Genomic DNA, 23,961 nt, shown 5'->3' with positions numbered 1-23,961 from the left:
TTTCCGAATGACAAATCCAGTCACATTGCGCGCCGCTACAAAGGCTGATATCCCGGCCATGGAAGCCTTGATCCGGCGCTCCGGCATCGAGCTCAGCAAGGGGTTTTATACGGATGAACAGGCGACAGCCGTAACGCGTCACGTGTTCGGCGTCGATACGCAACTGGTGGAAGACGGCACCTATTTCGTCATCGAGCGCGACGGCGAACTGCGGGCCTGCGGCGGCTGGAGCAAGCGTGCCACGCTGTTCGGGGGCGACCGCCACAAAGCCGGACCGGATCCCTTGCTGGACCCAGCCACCCAGCCGGCACGCATCCGGGCCTTCTTCGTCGACCCTTCGGTTCCACGCCAAGGCCTGGGCCGCATGCTCATGGAGCATTGCGAGCGCCAGGCGGCTGCCGCGGGCTTCCTGCTCATGGAACTGGCAGCCACCATGCCCGGCGTGCCGCTCTACGTTGCGTGCGGCTTCGAGACAGTGGAAGATTTTGCGCTGGCGCTTCCAGGCGACGTCGCCGTACCGTTATCGCGCATGCGCAAGCGCATTGCTTAATGACTATTGAAGCCCTTGCCTTCCGCAGCCAGCCTGGCCAGTAGCGGCGCCGGTTTCCAGGCTTCGCCGTGGCGGCCGCGGGCGAATTTCTCGATGGTGCCCAATACATTGCCCAGGCCAACCGTATCGGCGTAAAACATCGGGCCGCCGCGATACAGCGGGAAGCCATAGCCGGTCAGGTAGACCATGTCGATGTCGGAGGCGCGCAAGGCGATGCCTTCTTCCAGGATCAGGGCGCCCTCGTTTACCAGCGCATAGACCAGGCGCTCGACGATTTCCTGTTCGCCGACCTGGCGTCGTTCGACGCCGATATCCGCCGAATGCTTGATGATAATTTCGTTCACCAGCGCGCTTGGGGAAGCCTTGCGGTCGCCTTCCTTGTAGTCGTACCAGCCGCCGCCGGTCTTCTGGCCGAAACGGCCCATTTCGCACAGCAGGTCGGCTGTCCTGGAATACACCACTTCCGGTTTTTCGATGTAGCGGCGCTTGCGGATGTACCAGCCGATATCGTTGCCTGCCAGGTCGCTCATGCGGAACGGTCCCATTGGGAAGCCAAACTTCTCGATAGCCTTGTCCACCTGCTCAGGCAAGGCGCCCTCCTCCAGCAGGAACCCGGCCTGGCGGAAGTATTGTTCGATCATGCGATTGCCGATGAAACCGTCGCACACACCGGACACCACGCCGGTCTTCTTCAACTTTTTCGACAGCGCCATGGTGGTCGCCAGGACGTCCTTGCCGGTTGCCTTGCCACGCACGACTTCCAGCAGCTTCATCACGTTGGCAGGGCTGAAGAAGTGCGTCCCGATCACGTCTTGCGGACGGCTGGTAAAGGCTGCAATCTTGTCCAGGTCGAGCGTGGAGGTGTTGGAAGCCAGGATCGCGCCAGGCTTCATCACCTCGTCCAGTTTCCGGAATACGGTTTCCTTCACGCCCAGGTCTTCGAACACGGCTTCGATAACCATGTCGGCGTCGGCAATGGCGCTGTAGTCAAGAGTGCCGCCAATCAGCGCTACCCGCTGCTCGAATTTTTCCTGGGTGAGCTTGCCCTTCTTCAGGGTGTTCTCATAGTTCTTGCGAATGGTGGCAAGGCCCTTTTCCAGCGCTTCCTGCCTGGTTTCCAGCAGGACGACCGGAATGCCGGCGTTGGCAAAATTCATTGCGATACCGCCGCCCATGGTGCCGGCGCCAATCACAGCAGCCTTGCGGATCTCGCGAACCGGAGTATCGGGCGGCACATCTGGAATCTTGCTCGCGGCCCGCTCCGAAATGAACGCATGGCGCAACGATTTGCATTCGGTGGTCTGCATCAGGTGCAGGAAGCGCTCGCGCTCGAATTTCAGGCCGGCTTCGAAGTCCATGGTGACCGACGCAGCCACGGTTTCGAGGCATTCCAGCGGCGCCGGGAACGGTCCGGCGACCGCCTTCACCGTATTGCGGCTGAATTGCAGGAAGGCTTCATGATTCGGGTAGTCCACTTTGCGGTCGCGTACTTTCGGCAGGGGTCGCACGTCGGCGATGCCTTCTGCGAAGGCACAGGCTTCGGCCAGCAGGTCGGCGCCGGCCGGCAGCAACTTGTCGAACAGTGCCGTGCCAGCGAGTTTTTCCGACAACACCGGCGTGCCGGACACAATCATGTTCAGCGCCATCTCCAGGCCCAGCACGCGCGGCAGGCGCTGCGTACCTCCTGCGCCTGGAAGCAAGCCCAGTTTCACTTCCGGCAGTGCAATCTGGGCGCCCGGAAGCGCTACTCGGTAATGGCAGCCAAGTGCCAGTTCCAGGCCGCCGCCCATGGCGACCGAATGAATTGCTGCCACCACTGGCTTGCTGCAGCCTTCCACCGCACGGATCAGGCTGTGCAAAGTCGGCTCGGTCAGTGCTTTCGGTGAATTGAATTCCTTGATATCAGCCCCACCGGAAAATGCCTTGCCGGCTCCAGTCAGCACGACAGCTTTGACCGCGCCGTCCTCCTGCGCCCGCCGAATGCCTTCAATTGCCGCAGTGCGCGTCGCCAGGCCAAGGCCGTTGACCGGGGGATTGTTCAGCGAAATGACAGCGATGGAACCGTGGACTGCGTAATCTGCGCTCATGGATTGTCTCTTCTTTGTTGGTGTGGTTGTCCGATGCCGAGCAGCTACTATAACCCACAAATCGAACGATCGTGCGCTTCGCTGGCGGCGCTTGTCGCAAATTATATAAAACTTCCTTGAAATTAATCAGGCTTTCATCGAATAAATATCAATCAGGTATAAATCAGATTTCTCCGCCAGTGACTTCATCTTTTAAAATGCGCTTGCCCAACATTAATGGTCCGCATAATATCGTTCAAACACCAGGCACAGCAGTTCTCGTTTTTTAAAACCATTTGAAAACAGGGACTTGCATCATGAAACAGATCATTGCCCATTGTCTTGCAATCGCAACGCTTTCCACCGCCTTTAATACATCCGCCAGTGCCGCGCAGCCTGAATTTTTTGCCTCCGGCCGCGTTCTTGTTGAGCTGCGCGCAGGCTTGACAATGGAAGTGGTGTCGCAAATTTTCAAAGAGAACGGCGGCAACCGGGCGCACAAGCTCGGACAGAGCAATATTCACGTACTTGTGGTACCTGTGGGCGCCGAACGGGCCATGGTCAATAAGCTGAAGCACAATCCACACTTCAAATTTGCTGAACTTGACCGGGCAGTACCGGTCGCCACAACAGCCAACGACCCCTATCTCGGCAGCGAGTGGCACATCAACAAGATTGCGGCCAATACCGCCTGGGATTCGAGCCAGGGAGCGGGCGTCACCATCGCCATCCTGGATTCGGGTGTCGATTCAGGCCATGCGGACTTGGCGGGCAACCTCGTTGCTGGCTATAACGCCTACGACGACAATACCAATACCGCCGACGTCTGCGGCCACGGCACCAAGGTCGCGGGCACTGCAGCTGCAATAAGCAATAATGCGCTCGGCGTCGCCGGCGTGGCCGGCCGGGCCAAAATCATGCCGATCCGCATCGCCTTCGTCAGTGCAGGCTCGTGCTACGCTTATTTCTCGACCATGGCGAGCGGGCTGACCTGGGCAGCCGATCACGGGGCCCGCGTGGCCAATATCAGCTACGCCAGCGTTCCGACCAGCTCGGCAGTGCAAAGCGCAGCGAATTACCTGCGCAGCAAAGGCGGCCTGCTTTTCGTTTCAGCCGGCAATTACAACCGCAACGAAGGCTTTACGCCGACGAATACCATGGTCCCGGTTTCAGCCACTGATCCCAACGATGCCCGGGCCAGTTTCTCGAGCTACGGCGCTTTCGTCGCGTTGTCTGCACCAGGCTTGGGCATTTACACGACGGTGAGCGGAGGCGGCTACGGCGGCGTCAACGGCACCTCTTTTTCAAGCCCGATTGCCGCTGCTGTTGCGGCGCTGGTCATGTCCGCTAATCCTGTACTGACGCCCGACGAGGTCCAGAACCTCCTGTTCAATACTGCGATCGATCTTGGAACTGCCGGGCGTGACATCTACTTCGGCTTTGGACGGGTGAATGCAGCGGGCGCCGTTGCTGCCGCCCTGGCGGCGCCGGCACCTGACACTGTCGCGCCGACCGTGTCCATCCTCAGCCCCGAGGGGAGCATCACTGTTTCCGGCCTGGTTGCAATTGACCTGGCCGCATCCGATGACAAGGGTGTCGTTCGTGTCGACCTGAAAGTGAACGGTACCGTCGTTGCCTCCGACACGTCCGCCCCGTACGGCTTCAGCTGGAATTCCAATGGCGTTGCCAACGGAATGAACAGCCTGGCCGTGATCGCCTACGATGCAGCCGGCAATGCCGACACTTCCACCGTTTCCCAGGTGAATGTGGCCAATGGAGCGGCTTCCAGATAAGCCGCTCCCATTCATTTCTCCTCTGAATACGCCCGGCCAAAGCCGGGCTTTTTATTTAAAAACATTATTTTAACTACGAAAGTTGAAGTAACAGTGGGAAATATTCCTAGTCTTTGAATTAATAGGTGTTTCTAATAGTCCAGACTTAATTGCGACATTCAAAAAAAGTTTTTAAAATCCGCTTGCCACACGGCAATTGCTTGACTAAGATTCCGTACAGCAAGATCTGATAAGGGCAAACCACGGGAAACTGTGGGACGCAAAGTCATCGGTCTAACGGGCTTCGGCCCCATGACGGCAGGACTGCCAGACAAAAGTATCCCTGCCACCGGGTAGTAGCCCAGTGCGCTTTGTGATGCAGTCTTCTACCGGCAAAGACCGGCGGGCAGTCCTCGTTTTTTATTTTTGAAAACAGGGACTCGCACCATGAAAACCATCACCACCATCTCCGCAGCCATCGCCACCGCCATCGCTACCCTGGCTGCCCCAGCCTTCGCCGCGCAAGCGGAAGACTACGCCCAGGGCCGCATCATCGCCGAACCGCGTGCCGGCCTGACCGTGACGGAAATGGACAAGATCCTCAAGTCCAGCGGCGCCGGCAAGGCCCGCAAGCTGGGCCAGAGCAATATCCACGTGATCGATGTGGCGCACGGTTCGGAAAAAGCCATCGCTGCCAAGCTGAAGAACAACCCGCACTTCAAGTTTGCCGAGCTGGACCAGCGCGTGGCAGTGTCCGCCACCGCCAACGATCCTTACCTGGGCAGCGAATGGCACATCAACAAGATCGGCGCCACCACCGCCTGGGACAACACCCAAGGCAGCGGCGTGACCATCGCCATCCTGGACTCGGGCATGGATTCGGCCCACCCTGACCTGGCCGGCAACGCCGTCGCCGGTTACAACGCCTACGACAACAACACCAATACCGCCGACGTCTGCGGCCACGGCACCAAGGCTGCCGGCTCCGCGGCAGCTGCGTCCAATAACGCCATCGGCGTCGCCGGCGTGGCGGGCCAAGCCAGGATCATGCCAGTGCGCATTGCCTACAACAATTCCGGCACCTGCTACGCTTACTTCTCGACCATGGCCAGCGGCGTGACTTGGGCTGCCGACCACGGCGCCCGCGTGGTCAACATCAGCTACGCCAACGTGCCAACCAGCTCGGCCGTGCAAAGCGCTGCCAACTACCTCAAAGGCAAGGGCGGCCTGCTGTTCGTCTCGGCCGGCAACTACAACCGCGATGAAGGCTTCACCCCGACCGACACCATGATCCCGGTCTCGGCCACCGATTCGGCCGACAACCGTGCCAGCTTCTCCAGCTACGGCGCCTTTGTCGCGCTGTCGGCGCCGGGCGCGGGCATCTATACCACCGTCCAGGGTGGCGGCTACGGCGCGGTCAACGGCACCTCCTTCGCCAGCCCGGTTGCCGCCGGCGTGGCGGCCCTGGTGATGGCAGCCAATCCATCGCTGAGCGCAGACCAGGTGAAGAGCATCCTGTTCACCACCGCTGTCGACCTGGGCACTGCCGGCCGCGACATCTATTTCGGTTACGGCCGCGTCAATGCCGCCGCCGCCGTGGCCGCCGCCAAGGCCGCACCGGCTCCCGACACCACCGCACCGACCGTGGCCATTGCCAATCCAGTAGGCGGCAGCACCGTCTCCGGCCTGGTCTCGATCGGCGTGAACGCCGCCGACAACGTGGGCGTGGCCCGCGTCGACCTGAAAGTCAACGGCACCGTGGTTGCTTCGGACAGCGCCGGCCCATACGTTTTCAGCTGGAATTCTGCCGGTGTAGCCAACGGCATGAACAACCTGGTGGCCATCGCTTACGATGCTGCCGGCAATGTCGCCACCTCCAGCACCGTGTCGGTCAACGTGTCCAACGCTGCTCCAGCCGTGGTAGCCGACACCACTGCCCCGGTGGTCGCCATCACCAACCCGACTTCGGGCGCTGTTTCCGGTACCGTCAACGTCACCGTCAACGCTTCGGACAACAGCGGCGCCGCCGGCATCAACATGAGCCTGTACATCGACGGCCAGCTGAAAGCTTCCGGCGCCGGCTCCTCGCTGTCCTACAGCTGGAACACCCGCAAGCTCGCCAGCGGCACCCATACCGTGCAAGCCGTGGCCAGGGATGCTGCCGGCAATACCTCGACCACCAGCGTCCAGGTAACCCGCTAATTAATATCAATACCCTGTTTCAGCCCGGCTTCGGCCGGGCTTTTTTTATTAATCTTCAATATTGAGACTTCGAAAGTAAAAGTGACCATAAGAAATAATCCAAGTCTTTGAATTAACAGATGTTTCTAATAGTCCAGACTTAATTGCGACATTCAAAAAAAGTTTTTAAAATCCGCTTGCCACACGGCAATTGCTTGACTAAGATTCCGTACAGCAAGATCTGATAAGGGCAAACCACGGGAAACTGTGGGACGCAAAGTCATCGGTCTAACGGGCTTCGGCCCCATGACGGCAGGACTGCCAGACAAAAGTATCCCTGCCACCGGGTAGTAGCCCAGTGCGCTTTGTGATGCAGTCTTCTCCCGGCAAAGACCGGCGGGCAGTCCTCGTTTTTTATTTTTGAAAACAGGGACTCGCACCATGAAAACCATCACCACCATCTCCGCAGCCATCGCCACCGCCATCGCTACCCTGGCTGCCCCAGCCTTCGCCGCGCAAGCGGAAGACTACGCCCAGGGCCGCATCATCGCCGAACCGCGTGCCGGCCTGACCGTGACGGAAATGGACAAGATCCTGAAAGCCAGCGGCGCCGGCAAGGCCCGCAAGCTGGGCCAGAGCAATATCCACGTGATCGATGTGGCGCACGGTTCGGAAAAAGCCATCGCTGCCAAGCTGAAGAACAACCCGCACTTCAAGTTTGCCGAGCTGGACCAGCGCGTGGCAGTGTCCGCCACCGCCAACGATCCTTACCTGGGCAGCGAATGGCACATCAACAAGATCGGCGCCACCACCGCCTGGGACAACACCCAAGGCAGCGGCGTGACCATCGCCATCCTGGACTCGGGCATGGATTCGGCCCACCCTGACCTGGCCGGCAACGCCGTCGCCGGTTACAACGCCTACGACAACAACACCAATACCGCCGACGTCTGCGGCCACGGCACCAAGGCTGCCGGCTCCGCGGCAGCTGCGTCCAATAACGCCATCGGCGTCGCCGGCGTGGCGGGCCAAGCCAGGATCATGCCAGTGCGCATTGCCTACAACAATTCCGGCACCTGCTACGCTTACTTCTCGACCATGGCCAGCGGCGTGACTTGGGCTGCCGACCACGGCGCCCGCGTGGTCAACATCAGCTACGCCAACGTGCCAACCAGCTCGGCCGTGCAAAGCGCTGCCAACTACCTCAAAGGCAAGGGCGGCCTGCTGTTCGTCTCGGCCGGCAACTACAACCGCGATGAAGGCTTCACCCCGACCGACACCATGATCCCGGTCTCGGCCACCGATTCGGCCGACAACCGTGCCAGCTTCTCCAGCTACGGCGCCTTTGTCGCGCTGTCGGCGCCGGGCGCGGGCATCTACACCACCGTCCAGGGTGGCGGCTACGGCGCGGTCAACGGCACCTCCTTCGCCAGCCCGGTTGCCGCCGGCGTGGCGGCCCTGGTGATGGCAGCCAATCCATCGCTGAGCGCAGACCAGGTGAAGAGCATCCTGTTCACCACCGCTGTCGACCTGGGCACTGCCGGCCGCGACATCTATTTCGGTTACGGCCGCGTCAATGCCGCCGCCGCCGTGGCCGCCGCCAAGGCCGCACCGGCTCCCGACACCACCGCACCGACCGTGGCCATTGCCAATCCAGTAGGCGGCAGCACCGTCTCCGGCCTGGTCTCGATCGGCGTGAACGCCGCCGACAACGTGGGCGTGGCCCGCGTCGACCTGAAAGTCAACGGCACCGTGGTTGCTTCGGACAGCGCCGGCCCATACGTTTTCAGCTGGAATTCTGCCGGTGTAGCCAACGGCATGAACAACCTGGTGGCCATCGCTTACGATGCTGCCGGCAATGTCGCCACCTCCAGCACCGTGTCGGTCAACGTCTCCAACGCCGCTCCAGCCGTGGTAGCCGATACCACTGCCCCGGTGGTCGCCATCACCAACCCGACTTCGGGCGCTGTTTCCGGTACCGTCAACGTCACCGTCAACGCTTCGGACAACAGCGGCGCCGCCGGCATCAACATGAGCGTGTACATCGACGGCCAACTGAAGGCTTCCGGCGCCGGCTCTTCGCTGTCCTACAGCTGGAACACCCGCAAGCTCGCCAGCGGCACCCATACCGTGCAAGCCGTGGCCAGGGACGCTGCCGGCAATACCTCGACCACCAGCGTCCAGGTAATCCGCTAATTAATATCAATACCCTGTTTCAGCCCGGCTTCGGCCGGGCTTTTTTTATTAGCCGAAGGAAATATCAGTTAACTCCAAATCAAATGAAATGAAGTTAATATCCATTTCTTTGCGCCATTAGTTAACTCTTTGATTTGACTGAATATTATTAATCGCTACAATCTTGCAAGCCAACTTTGCACAAATGCTCAGACGGATTTGTATCAGGATGTAATTTGAGGGAAATTTCATTTGCCTCGCGGTAAATCGTGAATTACTATCGAACCTGAAGTCTGACAAAGGCAAACCGCGCGAAAGCACGGGACGCAAAGTCAACGGTCTAACGACGCGCAAGCGTCCATGACGGCTGGACTGCCAGATACACAGGTGACCCTGATGTCCCCGGTGTGCTCTCCAACTACTCCCTTGGGAGTGGCCGGCAGTCCTTTTTTCTGAAACCTTGAAAAAGGATCTGCTTTAATGAAGAACCGCACCTGCATCGCCACCCTCATCCTCGCTGGCGCCGCCCCTATCGTATTTGCAGCCCCAGGCAACGATACTGATTTTGCTCCCGGCCGTATCCTGGTCGAACCTCAGGCAGGCTTGACTGCCGATGAGTTCGCCAAAGACTTGAAAGGCCATGGCGCCGGCAAGGCTCAGAAGCTTGGTCAGAGCAATATCCATATTATTGACGTGCCGCATGGCTCCGAGAGGGCGATTGCCAACAAGCTGAAACACAATCCCCATTTCAAGTTCGCCGAACTTGACCAGCGTGTGGAAGTCAGCGCGACCACCAACGACCCTTACCTGGGCAGCGAATGGCACATCGGAAAGATCGGCGCCAGCGCCGCGTGGGACAAGACACAGGGCGGCAACATCACCATTGCCATCCTGGATTCGGGCGTTGACGCAAGCCACCCCGACTTCTCGGGCCGCCTGGTAGCAGGCTATAACACCTACGACAATAACACCAACACCGCCGACGTCTGCGGCCACGGCACCAAGGCTGCCGGCTCCGCGGCAGCTGCGTCCAATAACGCCATCGGCGTCGCCGGCGTGGCGGGCCAAGCCAGGATCATGCCAGTGCGCATTGCCTACAACAATTCCGGCACCTGCTACGCTTACTTCTCGACCATGGCCAGCGGCGTGACTTGGGCTGCCGACCACGGCGCCCGCGTGGTCAACATCAGCTACGCCAACGTGCCAACCAGCTCGGCCGTGCAAAGCGCTGCCAACTACCTCAAAGGCAAGGGCGGCCTGCTGTTCGTCTCGGCCGGCAACTACAACCGCGATGAAGGCTTCACCCCGACCGACACCATGATCCCGGTCTCGGCCACCGATTCGGCCGACAACCGTGCCAGCTTCTCCAGCTACGGCGCCTTTGTCGCGCTGTCGGCGCCGGGCGCGGGCATCTACACCACCGTCCAGGGTGGCGGCTACGGCGCGGTCAATGGCACCTCCTTCGCCAGCCCGGTCGCCGCAGCGGTGGCAGCCCTGGTGATGTCGGCCAATCCTTCCCTGAGCGCAGACCAGGTGAAGAGCATCCTGTTCACCACCGCTGTCGACCTGGGCACTGCCGGCCGCGACATCTACTTCGGCTATGGCCGTGTGAATGCTTCGGCTGCCGTAGCAAAAGCTGCGGGTACCACAACCACGGCCGACACCACTACGCCAACGGTCTCGATCGCTGCCCCGCTGGGCAGCAGCACGGTGTCGGGCATCGTCTCGGTCAACGTCAACGCTGCTGATAACGTCGGCGTGGCGCGCGTGGACTTGAAAGTCAATAGCACGGTGGTAGCGAGCGATGCGAGCAGCCCATTTAGCTTTGCGTGGGATTCCAAAGGCGTTGCCAACGGTATGGCAACCCTGACGGCCGTCGCGCGTGATGCTGCCGGCAATGTGACCTCTTCCACGCCAGTCAGCGTGAACGTCTCGAACAGTACCACCACCATTTCTCCGACGACCGACACGGTTGCGCCCGTTGTGGCTATCACCAACCCAAGCAATGGCGGCACCGTTCACGGCAACGTCAACGTTACCGTGAATGCATCGGACAATAGCGGCGCGGCTGGGATTTCGATGTCGCTTTACGTGGACGGCGCGCTGGTTGCTTCGGGCAGCGGATCGAGCATGGCCTACAGCTGGAAACCCAGCAACGGCAGCCATACCCTGAAAGCAGTCGCCCGTGATCGCGCCGGTAACACTGCCGCCAGCAGCGTGAGCGTACGCAAGTAAGCGGCTCTAATGAAAAACGGCAGCCTTGGCTGCCGTTTTTCATCAGGTCGCGATCAGCGGATACTGCGCCGGCGGCTGAGCGCCAAACCCAGCAGGCCGACACCGAATATGGCCAACGTAGCAGGCTCTGGAATTTCCTGTTCACCGCCTCCGCATTCCGGACGTGTGTCGCCTGGAGGGCATTCAGGCGGATTGCAGTTTTCTTCTCCGTCCACACAGGCACCGGATTTAGCGGAAGATGCATAGCCCTGGACATGCACTGCTGCAAACAAGCCGTCCGTTCCGCAGGTACGGCCTGGCATGCACGACAGGGACATGAAATCATTGACGCTTAGCGTCTCGCTTAGGTCGACAGAGAGACGCCAGACCGATTCGTTCCCCTGCGCCAGCTCACCCGGGTTCGCATTCACAAAATGGAACACACCATCGTAGCTGCCGGACCCGGTGCCGTTCTGGCAATCCGAGCAGATGCTGGTGTTGGCGTTCACCCCGCTTAACAAGGAGAACGTTCCGGTCTGGGCCAGTGCATCACCGTTGAACCACCAGTCGTTCACATAGATGCCCGGCAACAGCACGCCGGTTGCAACGCTCAGGCTGATGTCCACATAATTCGTGCCATAGTCGGTAAACTTCAGTTGCGCCCACGAGTCGGTTGCAGTCGCCCCAGACTGCAGGGGTGGCGCGTCTCCGGTGTAGACGTTGGCGTTATTAAAATTGAGCGTCCATTCGCCCGCATGAGACAAAGGAGCAACCCCCATCAGCAGTGCTGCTCCCAAGACACCCAGCGCAGTTTTGATACTTTTCATGTTACACCCCCTTTTATTATGGTACGAACTCCTATACGCATATAGCGTGCCTAAAAGTTACTCACCAACGAAATCAATCGGTTAACCTCAGCAGTTAAATCTTGACCCCAAAAATTGTAAGAATTCTCGACATTGACATGAAAGTCACCCCTGATTTCGTACGGAAACTTAGGTTTCCCTTAGGGCGCAAGACGGCCTCGGGTGCCTGCGTTAAAATGCGCTGGACATGAGCGCTACTAACTTCCAGTTTGAAAATTCCTTCGCAGGTTTGCCGCCAGCGTTCTACACTCACCTGATGCCGACTCCATTGCCGGCGCCTTACCTTGTTGGGCTGAGTCCTGCGGCTGCACGCCTCATTGGTCTTGAACCAGCAACGCTGGCGACGCAAGAAGCGGTTGATATCCTGACCGGCAACCGCCTCGCGGAGCGTTCGAAGCCGCTTGCGGCTGTCTATTCCGGCCACCAGTTTGGCGTCTGGGCCGGCCAGCTCGGCGACGGGCGTGCCATCCTGCTCGGCGATCTAGCCACTCCCGAGGGCCCGATCGAGTTGCAGCTGAAAGGCGCCGGCATGACGCCATACTCGAGGATGGGCGATGGACGCGCCGTGCTGCGCTCGTCCATCCGTGAGTTCCTGTGCTCGGAAGCGATGCATGGCCTCGGCATCCCGACCACCCGCGCCTTGTCGGTAGTCGGTTCTGACCAGGGAATCGTGCGCGAATCGATCGAAACCGCGGCCGTCGTCGTCCGCATGGCCCCAACCTTCATCCGGTTTGGTTCTTTTGAACACTGGTACTACAATCGCAAGCCGGATGAACTCAAGCAATTAGCCGATTACGTCATCGACCGCTTCTACCCTTCCCTGCGCGACGAGGAAAACCCGTACGCTGCCTTGCTGGAAGAAGTGACCCGCCGCACCGCGCGCATGATTGCGCACTGGCAAGCAGTAGGCTTCATGCATGGTGTAATGAATTCCGACAATATGTCGATCCTGGGGCTGACTCTCGATTACGGCCCCTTCGGTTTCATGGACGGATTCGACGCCAACCAGATCTGCAACCATAGCGACGAGCGTGGCCGTTACTCGTATTCCAACCAGCCGCAGATCGGTCACTGGAACTGCTACGCCCTCGCGCAAGCCTTGTTGCCGCTGATTGGCGAAGTCGAACTGACCCAGGAAGCGCTCGACGTCTACCAGCCGGAGTTCGCGCGTCACATCGATCAGCTGCTGCATGCCAAGCTCGGTTTGGCTACCACGCAAGAAGGCGACCGCGAACTGCTTGACGGCCTGTTTGCCATCCTGCAAGCCAACCACACTGACTTCACGATTTTCTTCCGCCGCCTGAGCGCCTTGCGCGCCGGCAGCTCGGAAGGCGACGAACCCTTGCGCGACTTGTTCATCGATCGCCCCGCTTTCGATAAATGGGCCGAAGCTTATCGTGCGCGCCTGCGCGCCGAAAACAGCGACGATGCTGCGCGCAAACTTGCGATGGATCAGGTCAATCCCAAGTATGTGCTGCGAAACTATATGGCACAGCTCGCCATCGAAAAGGCGCAAAATAAGGACTTTTCCGAAGTCGAGCGCCTCTTGACCCTGCTCGAACGCCCCTTCGACGAACAAGCAGAGAATGAACAATATGCAGGCTTTCCGCCAGACTGGTCCAGCCAGCTCTCGGTAAGCTGCTCTTCGTGAGAGATCAACAATGAGCGACAAAGTTGTCAAGACCGATGCCGAATGGCGCGCCCAGCTCGACCCGATGGAATACCAGGTTACCCGCCATGCCGCCACCGAGCGCGCATTTACGGGCAAGTTCTGGGACCACCACGAGCATGGCATTTACACCTGCGTATGCTGCAACACCCCGCTTTTCGAGTCGGATGCCAAATTCGATTCCGGCTGCGGCTGGCCGAGTTACTTCAAGGCGCTCGATCCTGCGAATATCATAGAGAAAACGGATCGCTCGCATGGTATGCTGCGCACCGAAATCATCTGTGCAGTATGTGATGCCCACCTGGGCCACGTCTTCCCTGATGGCCCGCCGCCGACCGGATTGCGCTATTGCATTAATTCGGCCTCGCTGCGCTTTGAACCGAAGCCTTGAAAAGATGAAGATTATTTTTGACCTGTTTCCGCTGATCCTGTTTTTTGTCAGCTACAAATTTGCCGGCAGTCACCAGGAGGCCGCGCATGCCATGCTGAATGCCCATCTTGGCGGCCTGGTTTCCGGCGGAGCGATTCCGGCATCGCAGGCGCCGATCGTGGTCGCGACTATTGTCGGCATTATCGGCACCGCTGCCCAGGTGTTATATCTGCTGGCCCGGCGCAAGAAAGTCGACGGGGCTCTATGGGTTTCCCTGGTAGTGTTTATCGTATTCGGCGGCATGACCATCTATTTCCACGACGATGACTTTATCAAGTGGAAGCCAACCATTATTTACTGGTCGCTTGCGACGGCCATGCTGGTGGCGTACCGCTTCTTCGATAAAAACATGATCCGCCTGGCGATGGAAAAGCAGGTCCAACTGCCGGAACATGTCTGGGTGCGCCTGCATTTCATGTGGATTACCTTCTGGCTGGTGCTGGGTTTTGTGAACCTCTTTGTCGCCTTCATCCTGTTCAAGTCCGATAACGACGCCTGGGTCAATTTCAAGGCTTTCGGAGTTACCGGTTTGATGCTGGTGTTCTTTATCGCACAGGCTTTCTACCTCTCTAAACATATTAAGGATGAAGCATGAGCGACCCGCGCCTTGCCAGGATTCGCGAGCGCCTGGAAGCCTCGCTGGCGCCATCGGAAATCGTGCTGGAAGATGAATCCGCGCTGCATGCCGGCCATGCCGGCGCAGCCTCCGGCGGCGGACATTACAGGCTGAAAATTGTCTCTACTAAATTCGAAGGTGTGAAACTCGTCATGCGCCATCGTCTGGTGTATGATTCCGTGCACGATATGATGCATAAAGAAATTCATGCATTGGCCATTACCGCATTGGCACCGTCCGAAGTATGATATGCGCGGAGTTTTTGGGAAACATCAAAAAGAACCTCGATCGTTGAATAGTAGAGACATCTCGGCGAACCAGCCCAAAATCCCCGCAATTCAGTAAACTTTCCCTAGGAATTAAACTAAATGACTTTCAAGCCAGCCCGCTTGCTGCTCGCACTTATCGCCGTTGCCGCTGCACCAGCTTTCGCCCAGAACGCCGCTGTCGTCAATGGCAAAGCCATCCCGACCGCCAAAGTTGACGCCCTGGTCAAGCAAGTCGTTGCCCAAGGCCAGCAGCAAGACACCCCTCAATTGCGCGAAATGATCAAGAAGTCCCTGATCGGCCGCGAAGTAATGATCCAGGAAGCGGAAAAGCAAGGCCTGGCCAAGAGCAAGGACGTTACCACTGCTCTGGAACAGGCTCGCCAGGACATCATGCTGAACGCCCTGGCTGCTGATTACGTGAAAAAGAACCCGGTTGGCGACGCCGAAATCAAGGCTGAATACGACCGCGCCGTTGCCGCCGAAGGCGACAAGGAATACCACGTGCGCCACATCCTGGTGGAAACCGAAAAAGAAGCAAGCGACATCATCGCCAAACTGAAAGGCGGCGCCAAGTTTGAAGACCTGGCCAAGAACTCCAAGGACACCGGTTCCGCTGCCAACGGCGGCGACCTGGACTGGGGCACTCCAGCCAACTTCCCTAAAGTCTTCGCTGACGCGTTCACTTCCCTGCAAAAAGGCCAGGTGACCGAGAAGCCAGTGCAAACCCCAAGCGGTTTCCACGTGATCAAGGTCGAAGACACCCGTCCAGTCAAGCTGCCTACCCTGGAAGAAGTGAAGCCACGTATCGCCGATTCCCTGATGCGCGCGAAACTGCAGGCCTATCAGGAATCCCTGGTGAAGAAAGCCAAAGTACAATAATCCGTCACGGACCTGATCCGGCGCCCAAGCGGCGCCGGATTTATTTTAACTAAGGAAATACTCAATGAAATTCAAACCAGCCACCCTGCTGTTGGCCCTGATCGCAGTTGCAGCGACCCCTGCATTTGCCCAGAACGTCGCTACCGTGAACGGTAAAGCTATCCCATCGGCCCAGATGGAAGCCGCTGTCAAGCAAGCTGCTGCCCAAGGCCAGCCTGACTCGCCACAACTGCGCGACATGATCAAGAAATCCCTGATCGGCCGTGAAGTGCTGGTGCAGGAAGCCACCAAGCAAGGCGTTGCTGCCAACAAGGAAGTGAAAGAAGCCCTGGAACAAGCTCGCCAGGACATCATCATCCGCGCCCTGCTGGTTGACTATGTCAAGAAGAATCCAGTGAGCGACGCAGAAATCAAATCCGCTTACGACCAGTTCAAGGCTTCCAAGGGCGACAAGGAATACCACGCTCGCCACATCCTGGTGAAGACCGAGAAGGAAGCGACCGACATCATCGCCAAGCTGAAAGGCGGCGCCAAGTTTGAAGAGCTGGCCAAGGCCTCGCAAGACCCAGGCTCGGCTGCCAATGGCGGCGACCTGGATTGGGCAGCGCCAGGCAACTACGTGAAGCCATTTGCCGACGCCATGGTCGCCCTGAAAGACGGCCAGATCACCGACAAGCCAGTGCAGTCCCAGTTCGGCTACCACGTGATCAAGCTGGAAGGCTCGCGCGCCGCCAAGGTGCCGTCGCTGGAAGAAATCAAGCCGCAGATCGCCGAGTCCCTGACCCAGCGTAAAGTCGCAGCGTACCGCGACCAGCTGGTGGCCAAGGCCAAAGTGCAATAATCCAGATGCGCCTTTACAGGCGATCTTCACGAAGCGCCCCACGGGGCGCTTTTTTATTATGCCAACAAGCAAAGACATCATTTCCGCCCTCGCACCGCTGGCCGACGCCTCGCGGGCGCCAGCCATGCGCGCCTATATGCGCGAGCAGTTCCCTTTCCTCGGCATTCCCACGCCGGCGCGACGCGAAGCACTCAAGCCTGCCATCCGCGCGTTCAAGGGCGCGCCGCCGGCTGAACTCCTCGGCATTGCAGATGAGCTATGGCGCCTGCCGGAACGTGAATACCAGTACGCGGCACTGGATTTGATGGCCGCACACTGGAAACAGTTCAGCGCCGGCGATTTACCGGAATTGCTGGCTTTTGTCATGCGCAAATCCTGGTGGGATTCGGTGGACGGCATGGCTGCGATTATCGGTGATGTCCTGCGTTTCGGGCACGATGGCATGGACCAAGCGATAAAACATGACAGCTTCTGGATGCGGCGAATTGCCCTGCTCCACCAATTAGGGTGGCGGGGCAAAACCGATGAAATGCGCCTGTTCCGCTATTCACTTGCGCTCGGCCATGAAAATGAATTTTTCATTCAAAAAGCAATTGGCTGGGCCTTGCGGGATTATGCGCGGCACGCTCCACATAATGTCGCTCATTTTATTAATGAAAATAAGGCGTCTTTGTCGAAGCTGAGCGTTCGCGAGGCCAGCAAGCACCTTGCGCCCTTTGCTTAAGCCAGGAGCTGGTGCATACGTGCCAGAAGTTAGCGTTTATCCTGCTAGCCGCCATTCGGCATCAAAACAACAGAAATAATTCGCACAATTGCCGCTCCTGAAAATGTCGCGTTAAACTCGTGACAACTAAATGGAGGCTGACGATGAATAAACTCGCATTACGGCAGTTAATCCTGTGCGGCGCTTTTATTACCGCGGCTCCTGCCATGGCAAGCGTTATCGCTACTTTCGACGATCTGCCATTCCCTCCTGCGCTTGATAGTGCGACAGGCATCCAATGGACAAATGCCAGCAGCAGCCTGGAATACCAGGGTGTTATTTGGGATGCCAGGTTCGGCGTGGTGGGCGACCAATATCGCGTTGGCGGGCCGAGCGGCCCATTATTCGGCATTTCCCACTCCGGGCACTACTTTGTCTCCAATTCGAGCGGATCGAGCGGCATGACGATCACGACCGATAAAATCCTGACCGGCGCATGGTTCGGCCGCAACCAGTACTACGGTTTCGGCGAGGGTGGCGCTGACCAGGTCACGATCGTGGCGCTGAATGGTGCAAGTGAATTGGGCTCAGTCGTGTTCGACTTGCCAGAAAGTCATCCGGGTTTGCCGGAGCCGCTGTCGTTCGTCAACACCAGCATTTTCGCTGCGCTGGGCCCGATCACAGGCTACCGGATCGACCGGCGCGAACTCGGACAACAGAATGGAAACTGGGTCGCCGACGACTTCCAGTTCGTCGATGCGACCCAGGTACCGGCCCCGGGCGGGGCCGTCTTGATGCTCGGTGGCATGGCCGCCTTGCTGGCGGCCCGCCGGAGGCGCGCTTAGCCTTTAACCGATGAATTTGCGCGCGTTACCCCACATGCGCGCCCAAGGCGAATCCTCGCCCCAGCCGTCCGGATGCCAGGAATTCTGCACCGTGCGGGAAACGCGTTCCGGGTGCGGCATCATCACGGTGAAGCGGCCGTCAGGCGTGGTCACCGAGGTCAAGCCGCGCGGCGAACCGTTCGGGTTATATGGGTAGCCCTCGGTGGCGCCGCCTTGATTGTCCACGAAGCGCAACGCACCGATTGCCTCATCGATATTGCCGGTCTGGCTGAAGTCGGCGAAACCTTCGCCGTGCGCGATCGCGATCGGCGTCTGGGTGCTGGCCATGCCTTGCAGGAAGATCGATGGCGAATCCAGCACCTCCACCATCGAGAAGCGTGCTTCGAACTTCTCCGACTTGTTGGTGGTGAACTTCGGCCACGCATGCGCGCCCGGAATCAGCGATTTCAGGTTCGACATCATCTGGCAACCGTTGCAAATGCCCAGGCCGAAGGTGTCCTTGCGCTGGAAGAAGGCGGCAAATTGCTCAGCCATTTCAGGATTGAACAGGATGGACTTGGCCCAGCCCTCGCCCGCACCCAGCACGTCGCCGTAGGAGAAGCCGCCGACAGCGATGATCCCCTGGAAATCAGCCAGCGATACACGGCGCGAAATCAGGTCGCTCATGTGCACGTCGACAGCGGCGAAGCCGGCGCGGTGCATTGCCCAGGCCGTCTCGATATGCGAGTTAACGCCCTGCTCGCGCAGGATGGCAACCCGTGGACGAACGCCGGTCGCCAGGAAAGGCGCCGCGACGTTTTCCGCCATATCGAAGGTGATTTTCGGCTGCATGCCCGGGTCGGTTTCATCCAGCAGGCGATCGTATTCGGCATCCGCCGTGGCCGGGTTTTCGCGTACGCGGGAAATGCGCCAGCTGGTTTCGCTCCACAGGCGGTGCAGGTCGGCGCGCGGCTGCGAGTAGATGATCTTGGCGTCGCGCGTGAACTCAATCACGCCACGGTCGTTCGGCTTGCCGATGATGTGGCTGCAAGCGCCCAGGTTGAAGCTGCGCAGCACGTCCATCACCGCCGATTTCTCGTCGGCGCGTACCTGGATCACCGCGCCCAGTTCTTCGTTGAACAGCGCGGACAGGGTCAGTTCATTGCGGCGTTCAGCCACCTGGCCGGCCCAGTTCTTGGCGTCGCCGTGATCCATGGTGCCCTCTTCGCCCAGGGTCAGCATGTCCAGGTTGACGGACAGGCCGGCGCGGCCGGCGAAGGCCATTTCGACCAGGGTTGCATACAGGCCGCCATCGGAACGGTCGTGGTAAGCCAGGATCTTGCCTTCCTTGTTCAGCTGCTGGATGGCGTTGAAGAAGCCCTTCAGGTCTTCCGGCGAATCCACGTCCGGCGCGGCATTGCCCAGCTGGCCCATCACTTGCGCCAGGGCCGAAGCACCCATGCGGTTCTTGCCGCGGCCCAGGTCGATCACGATCAGGGAAGTTTCGCCCAGGTCGGTGCGGATCTGCGGGGTCAGCGACTTGCGCACGTCGTACACCGGCGAGAAGCCGGAAACGATCAGGGACACCGGCGAAATCACGGCCTTGTCGGCGCCCTCGTCCTTCCAGGTAGTGCGCATCGACAGGGAATCCTTGCCGACCGGGATCGACAGGCCCAACGCCGGGCACAGCTCCATGCCGACCGCTTTCACGGTGTCGAACAGGGCTGCATCCTGGCCTGGCTGGCCGCAGGCAGCCATCCAGTTGGCCGACAATTTGATGTCGGAGATATCGTTGATAGGCGCCGCTGCCAGGTTGGTGACGGTCTCGCCCACCGCCATACGGCCCGAAGCTGGCGCGTCGATCACTGCCAGCGGGGTACGCTCACCCATTGCCATCGCCTCGCCCACATAGCCGTCGTAGCTGAGGGTGGTCACCGCGCAGTCGGCCACAGGCACCTGCCACGGGCCGACCATCTGGTCGCGCACCGACATGCCGCCCACGGTACGGTCGCCGATGGTGATCAGGAAGCTCTTGTCGGCCACGGTTGGCAGCAACAACACGCGCTTGGCAGCCTCTTCCAGCTGGATGCCGGTCAGGTCGATGGCCGGCAGGTCGTGCTGGACATGCTTCACATCGCGGTGCATCTTGGGTGGCTTGCCCAGCAGGACTTCCATCGGCATGTCGACTGGGTTATTGCCCATTTCCTGGTCGATCACCTTCAGCTGGCGCTCTTCCGTTGCCACGCCGACCACGGCGAACGGGCAGCGCTCACGCTCGCACAGGGCCTGGAACACGGCCAGGTCGCTCGGGGCGATCGCCAGCACATAGCGTTCCTGCGATTCGTTGGACCAGATTTCTTTGGGCGCCATGCCGGACTCTTCCAGCGGCACCTTGCGCAGGTCGAAAATCGCGCCGCGCTTGGCGTCGTTCGTAATCTCAGGGAAGGCATTCGACAGGCCGCCCGCCCCCACGTCGTGGATCGAAATGATCGGATTCTTGTCGGCCAATTGCCAGCAGCCGTTGATGACTTCCTGGGCCCGGCGCTCCATTTCAGGATTGCCGCGCTGGACCGAATCGAAGTCCAGGTCAGCGGTATTGGTGCCGGTCGCCATCGACGAGGCAGCCGAACCGCCCATGCCGATGCGCATGCCCGGGCCGCCCAGCTGGATCAGCAGGCTGCCGACCGGAATGTCGTTCTTGTGGGTATGCGAAGCGGAGATGTTGCCGATACCGCCGGCGATCATGATGGGCTTGTGGTAGCCCATCACGGTGTCCTTGCCGCCGGCGAACTGCTGGCCGATATTCTGTTCGTAGGTGCGGAAGTAGCCACCCAGCACCGGACGCCCGAATTCATTCGAGAATGCCGCGCCGCCCAGCGGGCCTTCGATCATGATCTGCAGCGGCGAAGCGATGCGCTCCGGCTTGCCGTACACCTGGCTTTCGTCGCGCTTGCCGACCGGAGCGGTCACGTTGGCGGCGTTTTCCCACGCCTGCACGGCGCCAGGGATCATCAGGTTGGACACGGTAAAGCCGGTCAAGCCTGCCTTGGGCTTGGAGCCGCGGCCGGTTGCACCTTCGTCGCGGATCTCGCCGCCGGCGCCAGTCGAAGCACCAGGGAACGGGGAAATCGCGGTCGGGTGGTTGTGGGTTTCCACCTTCATCAGGGTGTGCACCAGCTCGGTGGACGGCGCGTATTCCTGGCCTTCGCGCGGGTAGAAGCGGGTCACTTCGGCGCCTTCGATGATCGAGGAGTTGTCCGAATAAGCCACGACGGTGCCGCGCGGGTTCTTCTCGTGCGTGTTCTTGATCATCTTGAACAGCGATTTGTCCTGTGCCACGCCGTCGATGGTCCAGTCGGCGTTGAAGATCTTGTGGCGGCAGTGCTCCGAGTTGGCCTGCGCGAACATCATCAGTTCGACGTCGGTCGGGTTGCGCTTGGCGTTGGTGAAGGCTTCCAGCAGGTAGTCGATCTCGTCGTCCGACATCGCCAGGCCCAGGTCGGTATTGGCCTTTTCCAGCGCATTGCGGCCGGCGCCCATCACGTCGATCGATTCCAGCGGCTTGGCTTCCAGGCTCGAGAACAGGCCGGCAGCCTGGTCCGGGTGACGCAGCACGGATTCGGTCATGCGGTCGTGCAGCAGCGCGGCAACAGCTTGCGCCTGCTCGCTATCCAGCCGCCTGGCCGCGCCCAGGCCGGTTCCCAGGATGCCGCCCTTCAGGTTGATACGGTACGCAACGCCACGCTCCACGCGGTGGATATGCGCCATGCCGCAGTTGTGCACGATGTCGGTGGCCTTGGAAGCCCATGGCGAAATGGTGCCGAAACGGGGAATGACGACAAACTCTTCCACCACGCCCTCGGCATGCTCCGGCAAGGCTGGCTCGCCGTAGGTCAGCAAGCCATTCATGCGGTTCAGATCGTCTTCGGACAGGGGCGAAGCGGAGTCGACAAAGTGGATAAAGCGGGCTTGGACCGACGTAATGGACGGCAGAACTGCTTGAAGCTGGTTGAGGAGGCGTTGGCTACGGAAAGAGGACAGGGCGTTGGAGCCCGGCAGAATCAACATAGTGGGGGCGTGAAGAATGCAGCGTTGCTGCGGTTTAAAGGAATACTGTGCACGAGCTGACTGGTCTTGCTGTATTTCGATTTGCCGACATTATACTTGTTTCAGGCATCACTTCCCACCCTTCCTTCATTGGTCCGAAAGCAACATTTGCTGCGTTTACGCCTGTTTTTTGAGCGGCCTTGGGGTATTCTCCCTCTATGACAGCCTTCTGCCTTCAAAATGCAAGAATATAGCGACCTGTCAGTCCTGCTAATCGACCCCAACCAGCATATGCGCAGCGGAATGCACAATATGCTCGGCCAGTTGGGGATTACCCGCATCGAGCACGGCGTGAGCGCAGGCACTGCCATCCGCCACCTCGAGAAGAAGGCGTTCGACCTGGTGTTTTGCGAATACGACCTGGGCAACGAACAGGGGCAGGACGGGCAGCAGTTGCTGGAAGACCTGCGCCACCACAAGCTGATCCTCCCTTCCACCATCTTCATCATGCTCACCACCGAGGGCGTGTACGGCAAGGTGGTGAGCGCAGCGGAATTGACGCCGACCGATTACATCCTCAAGCCTTTTACAGTCGATGTGCTGGCGCAGCGCATTGCCCGGGCCGTCGACCGGCGCGCCGCCCTCCTCCCGGTGCACCGGATGATCGAACGCGACCGGCTGCACGAAGCCATCCTGGCCAGTGAAGTGTCGGCCGCGGCCAATCCGCGCTATGCGACGGAATGCGCCCGCCTGCGCGCGGAGGCGCATGCCGCGCTGGGCGAGGAGGCGCAGGCGGAAGCGATTTACCGGGAAATCCTCGAAATCCGCCCATTGGGCTGGGCCCAGCTTGGCCTGGCCCGTTGCCAGTTCGACCAGGGCCAGTTCGCTGAAACGCTGGAGACCCTGCAGCGCCTGATCGACGACAATCCCAGGTACATGGCGGCCTACGACCTCATGGCCCGCACCCAGCAGGCCCTCGGCCGCGCGGCCGATGCCCGCGCCGCGCTGGAAACTGCGGTGTCGATCTCTCCCCATGTGGTGCGCCGGCTGCGCCACATGGGCCAGGTGGCGCTTGAAGCCGGCGATCTCGATGCAGCCGAAAAGTCCTTCAAACAAGTCGTCGCCAAGTCCAGGTATTCCGAGTTTCGCGACCCCGAAGACCACGTCAACCTGGTGCGGGCCCTGGTCCGGAAAGGCGATGCCGCCGGCGCAGCCAACGCCCTGCGCGAGCTCGATCGCTCGGCGCGCAGCGGCCCGGCGACAGATGCCTGCAAGGCTTTTTCCGCCGTCCTGCTGCAGGAATTGAACGGCAATGGCGCGGCGCTGCAGTCGGAGCTGGCCAATGCCGTGCGCGCTGCCGGCGAGGCAGGTACCCTTTCCAGCGCGCTGAAACTCGGCATCGCGGAAAGCTGCCTGAAGCAAGGCATGGACGAGCAAGGCATGCAGTTGCTCGATGCGCTGGCCAGCGACCCCGCCAGCGGCATCAGCGAATCCGATACGGCGGCCGTCTACGAGCGCAGCGGCCGCGCCGAACTGGCGCAAAACCGCGGCGACAGCGTGGAACGCTACCTTGACGGCCTGGTGCGGCAGGCGGCCGCGCGCAGCGGCCAGGGCGACCAGCGTGGCGCCATCGACGTGCTCCAGGTGGCGGTCCGGCGGCGGCCCGAAAATGCCGGACTGATCTCCGCCCTCGCCTCCGCCATGCTGCGCCTGATGGGCGACAGCGGCTGGGAAGCCGCGCTGGGCGAGCAATGTGCTGCGCTGCTGATACGCATGCGCAAGGCAGATCCCCATCATCCCATGCTGGCTGCGTTATCATCACAATATGTCACCCTGCGGGGCAAACAATAAGAGACGAA

The 23,961-nt window shown here is 60.0% G+C and carries 17 protein-coding genes and 3 riboswitches; of the genes, 14 read left to right on the top strand and 3 right to left on the bottom strand.

What is annotated here, in order from left to right; genetic code table 11:
- Window positions 1–7 precede the first annotated feature (7 nt).
- A complete protein-coding gene (locus ACN9MW_RS16725; protein ID WP_426161565.1) occupies window positions 8–550 on the top strand; it encodes a GNAT family N-acetyltransferase in 543 nt (180 codons plus the stop codon).
- Here ACN9MW_RS16725 and ACN9MW_RS16720 read toward each other — a convergent pair.
- Entirely contained in the window at window positions 547–2,637 is a 2,091-nt protein-coding gene (locus ACN9MW_RS16720) for a 3-hydroxyacyl-CoA dehydrogenase NAD-binding domain-containing protein (RefSeq protein WP_426161564.1), read from the bottom strand. The genes ACN9MW_RS16725 and ACN9MW_RS16720 overlap by 4 nt on opposite strands.
- A gap of 296 nt (window positions 2,638–2,933) precedes the next feature.
- On the opposite strand from ACN9MW_RS16720, the gene ACN9MW_RS16715 reads away from it, so the two are divergent.
- The 4 genes from ACN9MW_RS16715 to ACN9MW_RS16700 all read left to right on the top strand — a co-directional run bounded on the left by ACN9MW_RS16715 (window position 2,934) and on the right by ACN9MW_RS16700 (window position 10,979).
- The gene (locus ACN9MW_RS16715) at window positions 2,934–4,409 is read left to right on the top strand and encodes a S8 family serine peptidase (protein ID WP_426161563.1); all 1,476 of its coding nucleotides are present in this window, start codon (window positions 2,934–2,936) and stop codon (window positions 4,407–4,409) included.
- A gap of 224 nt (window positions 4,410–4,633) precedes the next feature.
- A riboswitch (cyclic di-GMP riboswitch) is annotated at window positions 4,634–4,720 on the top strand.
- 115 nt (window positions 4,721–4,835) lie between these two features.
- Complete coding sequence (locus tag ACN9MW_RS16710; protein WP_426161562.1) at window positions 4,836–6,590, top strand: S8 family serine peptidase; 1,755 nt, start codon at window positions 4,836–4,838, stop codon at window positions 6,588–6,590.
- A 218-nt stretch (window positions 6,591–6,808) separates the two neighbouring features.
- A riboswitch (cyclic di-GMP riboswitch) is annotated at window positions 6,809–6,895 on the top strand.
- Between the two features lie 115 nt (window positions 6,896–7,010).
- Entirely contained in the window at window positions 7,011–8,765 is a 1,755-nt protein-coding gene (locus tag ACN9MW_RS16705; protein WP_426161561.1) for a S8 family serine peptidase, read from the top strand.
- 270 nt (window positions 8,766–9,035) lie between these two features.
- A riboswitch (cyclic di-GMP riboswitch) is annotated at window positions 9,036–9,124 on the top strand.
- Window positions 9,125–9,224: 100 nt separating this feature from the next.
- Complete coding sequence (locus ACN9MW_RS16700; protein ID WP_426161560.1) at window positions 9,225–10,979, top strand: S8 family serine peptidase; 1,755 nt, start codon at window positions 9,225–9,227, stop codon at window positions 10,977–10,979.
- A gap of 53 nt (window positions 10,980–11,032) precedes the next feature.
- Here ACN9MW_RS16700 and ACN9MW_RS16695 read toward each other — a convergent pair whose 3' ends face one another.
- The gene (locus tag ACN9MW_RS16695) at window positions 11,033–11,785 is read right to left on the bottom strand and encodes a PEP-CTERM sorting domain-containing protein (RefSeq protein WP_426161559.1); all 753 of its coding nucleotides are present in this window, start codon (window positions 11,783–11,785) and stop codon (window positions 11,033–11,035) included.
- A gap of 226 nt (window positions 11,786–12,011) precedes the next feature.
- Between ACN9MW_RS16695 and ACN9MW_RS16690 the strand changes: the two genes are divergently transcribed.
- The 8 genes from ACN9MW_RS16690 (at window position 12,012) to ACN9MW_RS16655 (ending at window position 18,076) form a co-directional block, all read left to right on the top strand.
- Window positions 12,012–13,475 carry a protein adenylyltransferase SelO gene (locus ACN9MW_RS16690; protein WP_426161558.1) on the top strand — a complete coding sequence of 488 codons (1,464 nt, stop codon included), beginning with the start codon at window positions 12,012–12,014 and terminating at the stop codon, window positions 13,473–13,475.
- 10 nt (window positions 13,476–13,485) lie between these two features.
- Window positions 13,486–13,884, top strand: a complete 399-nt coding sequence (msrB, locus tag ACN9MW_RS16685; RefSeq protein WP_426161557.1) for a peptide-methionine (R)-S-oxide reductase MsrB — start codon at window positions 13,486–13,488, stop codon at window positions 13,882–13,884.
- 4 nt (window positions 13,885–13,888) lie between these two features.
- Window positions 13,889–14,518 (top strand): septation protein A, encoded by a 630-nt coding sequence (locus ACN9MW_RS16680; protein ID WP_426161556.1) that lies wholly within the window; start codon window positions 13,889–13,891, stop codon window positions 14,516–14,518.
- The gene (locus tag ACN9MW_RS16675; protein WP_426161555.1) at window positions 14,515–14,787 is read left to right on the top strand and encodes a BolA family protein; all 273 of its coding nucleotides are present in this window, start codon (window positions 14,515–14,517) and stop codon (window positions 14,785–14,787) included. The genes ACN9MW_RS16680 and ACN9MW_RS16675 overlap by 4 nt, the downstream gene beginning before the upstream one ends.
- A 120-nt stretch (window positions 14,788–14,907) precedes the next feature.
- On the top strand, window positions 14,908–15,687 hold the full coding sequence (locus tag ACN9MW_RS16670) for a peptidylprolyl isomerase (protein WP_426161554.1): 780 nt from the start codon (window positions 14,908–14,910) through the stop codon (window positions 15,685–15,687).
- A gap of 64 nt (window positions 15,688–15,751) precedes the next feature.
- Entirely contained in the window at window positions 15,752–16,528 is a 777-nt protein-coding gene (locus ACN9MW_RS16665; RefSeq protein ID WP_426161553.1) for a peptidylprolyl isomerase, read from the top strand.
- 58 nt (window positions 16,529–16,586) lie between these two features.
- Window positions 16,587–17,252: a DNA alkylation repair protein gene (locus ACN9MW_RS16660; protein WP_426161552.1), complete on the top strand. Its 666-nt coding sequence runs from the start codon at window positions 16,587–16,589 to the stop codon at window positions 17,250–17,252.
- Window positions 17,253–17,395: 143 nt separating this feature from the next.
- Window positions 17,396–18,076, top strand: a complete 681-nt coding sequence (locus ACN9MW_RS16655; protein WP_426161551.1) for a hypothetical protein — start codon at window positions 17,396–17,398, stop codon at window positions 18,074–18,076.
- A gap of 3 nt (window positions 18,077–18,079) precedes the next feature.
- Here the strand turns inward: ACN9MW_RS16655 and purL are convergent, their stop codons facing one another.
- Window positions 18,080–22,123, bottom strand: a complete 4,044-nt coding sequence (gene purL, locus ACN9MW_RS16650; RefSeq protein WP_426161550.1) for a phosphoribosylformylglycinamidine synthase — start codon at window positions 22,121–22,123, stop codon at window positions 18,080–18,082.
- A 282-nt stretch (window positions 22,124–22,405) separates the two neighbouring features.
- On the opposite strand from purL, the gene ACN9MW_RS16645 reads away from it, so the two are divergent.
- On the top strand, window positions 22,406–23,953 hold the full coding sequence (locus ACN9MW_RS16645; RefSeq protein WP_426161549.1) for a tetratricopeptide repeat protein: 1,548 nt from the start codon (window positions 22,406–22,408) through the stop codon (window positions 23,951–23,953).
- Window positions 23,954–23,961: the final 8 nt, after the last annotated feature.

The sequence above is a fragment of the Pseudoduganella sp. R-34 genome (assembly GCF_049904655.1).
GTDB lineage: Bacteria > Pseudomonadota > Gammaproteobacteria > Burkholderiales > Burkholderiaceae_D > Rugamonas.
The sequence above is the reverse complement of the archived record's forward strand: the minus strand, read 5'-3'. Positions and strand labels throughout refer to the sequence as shown.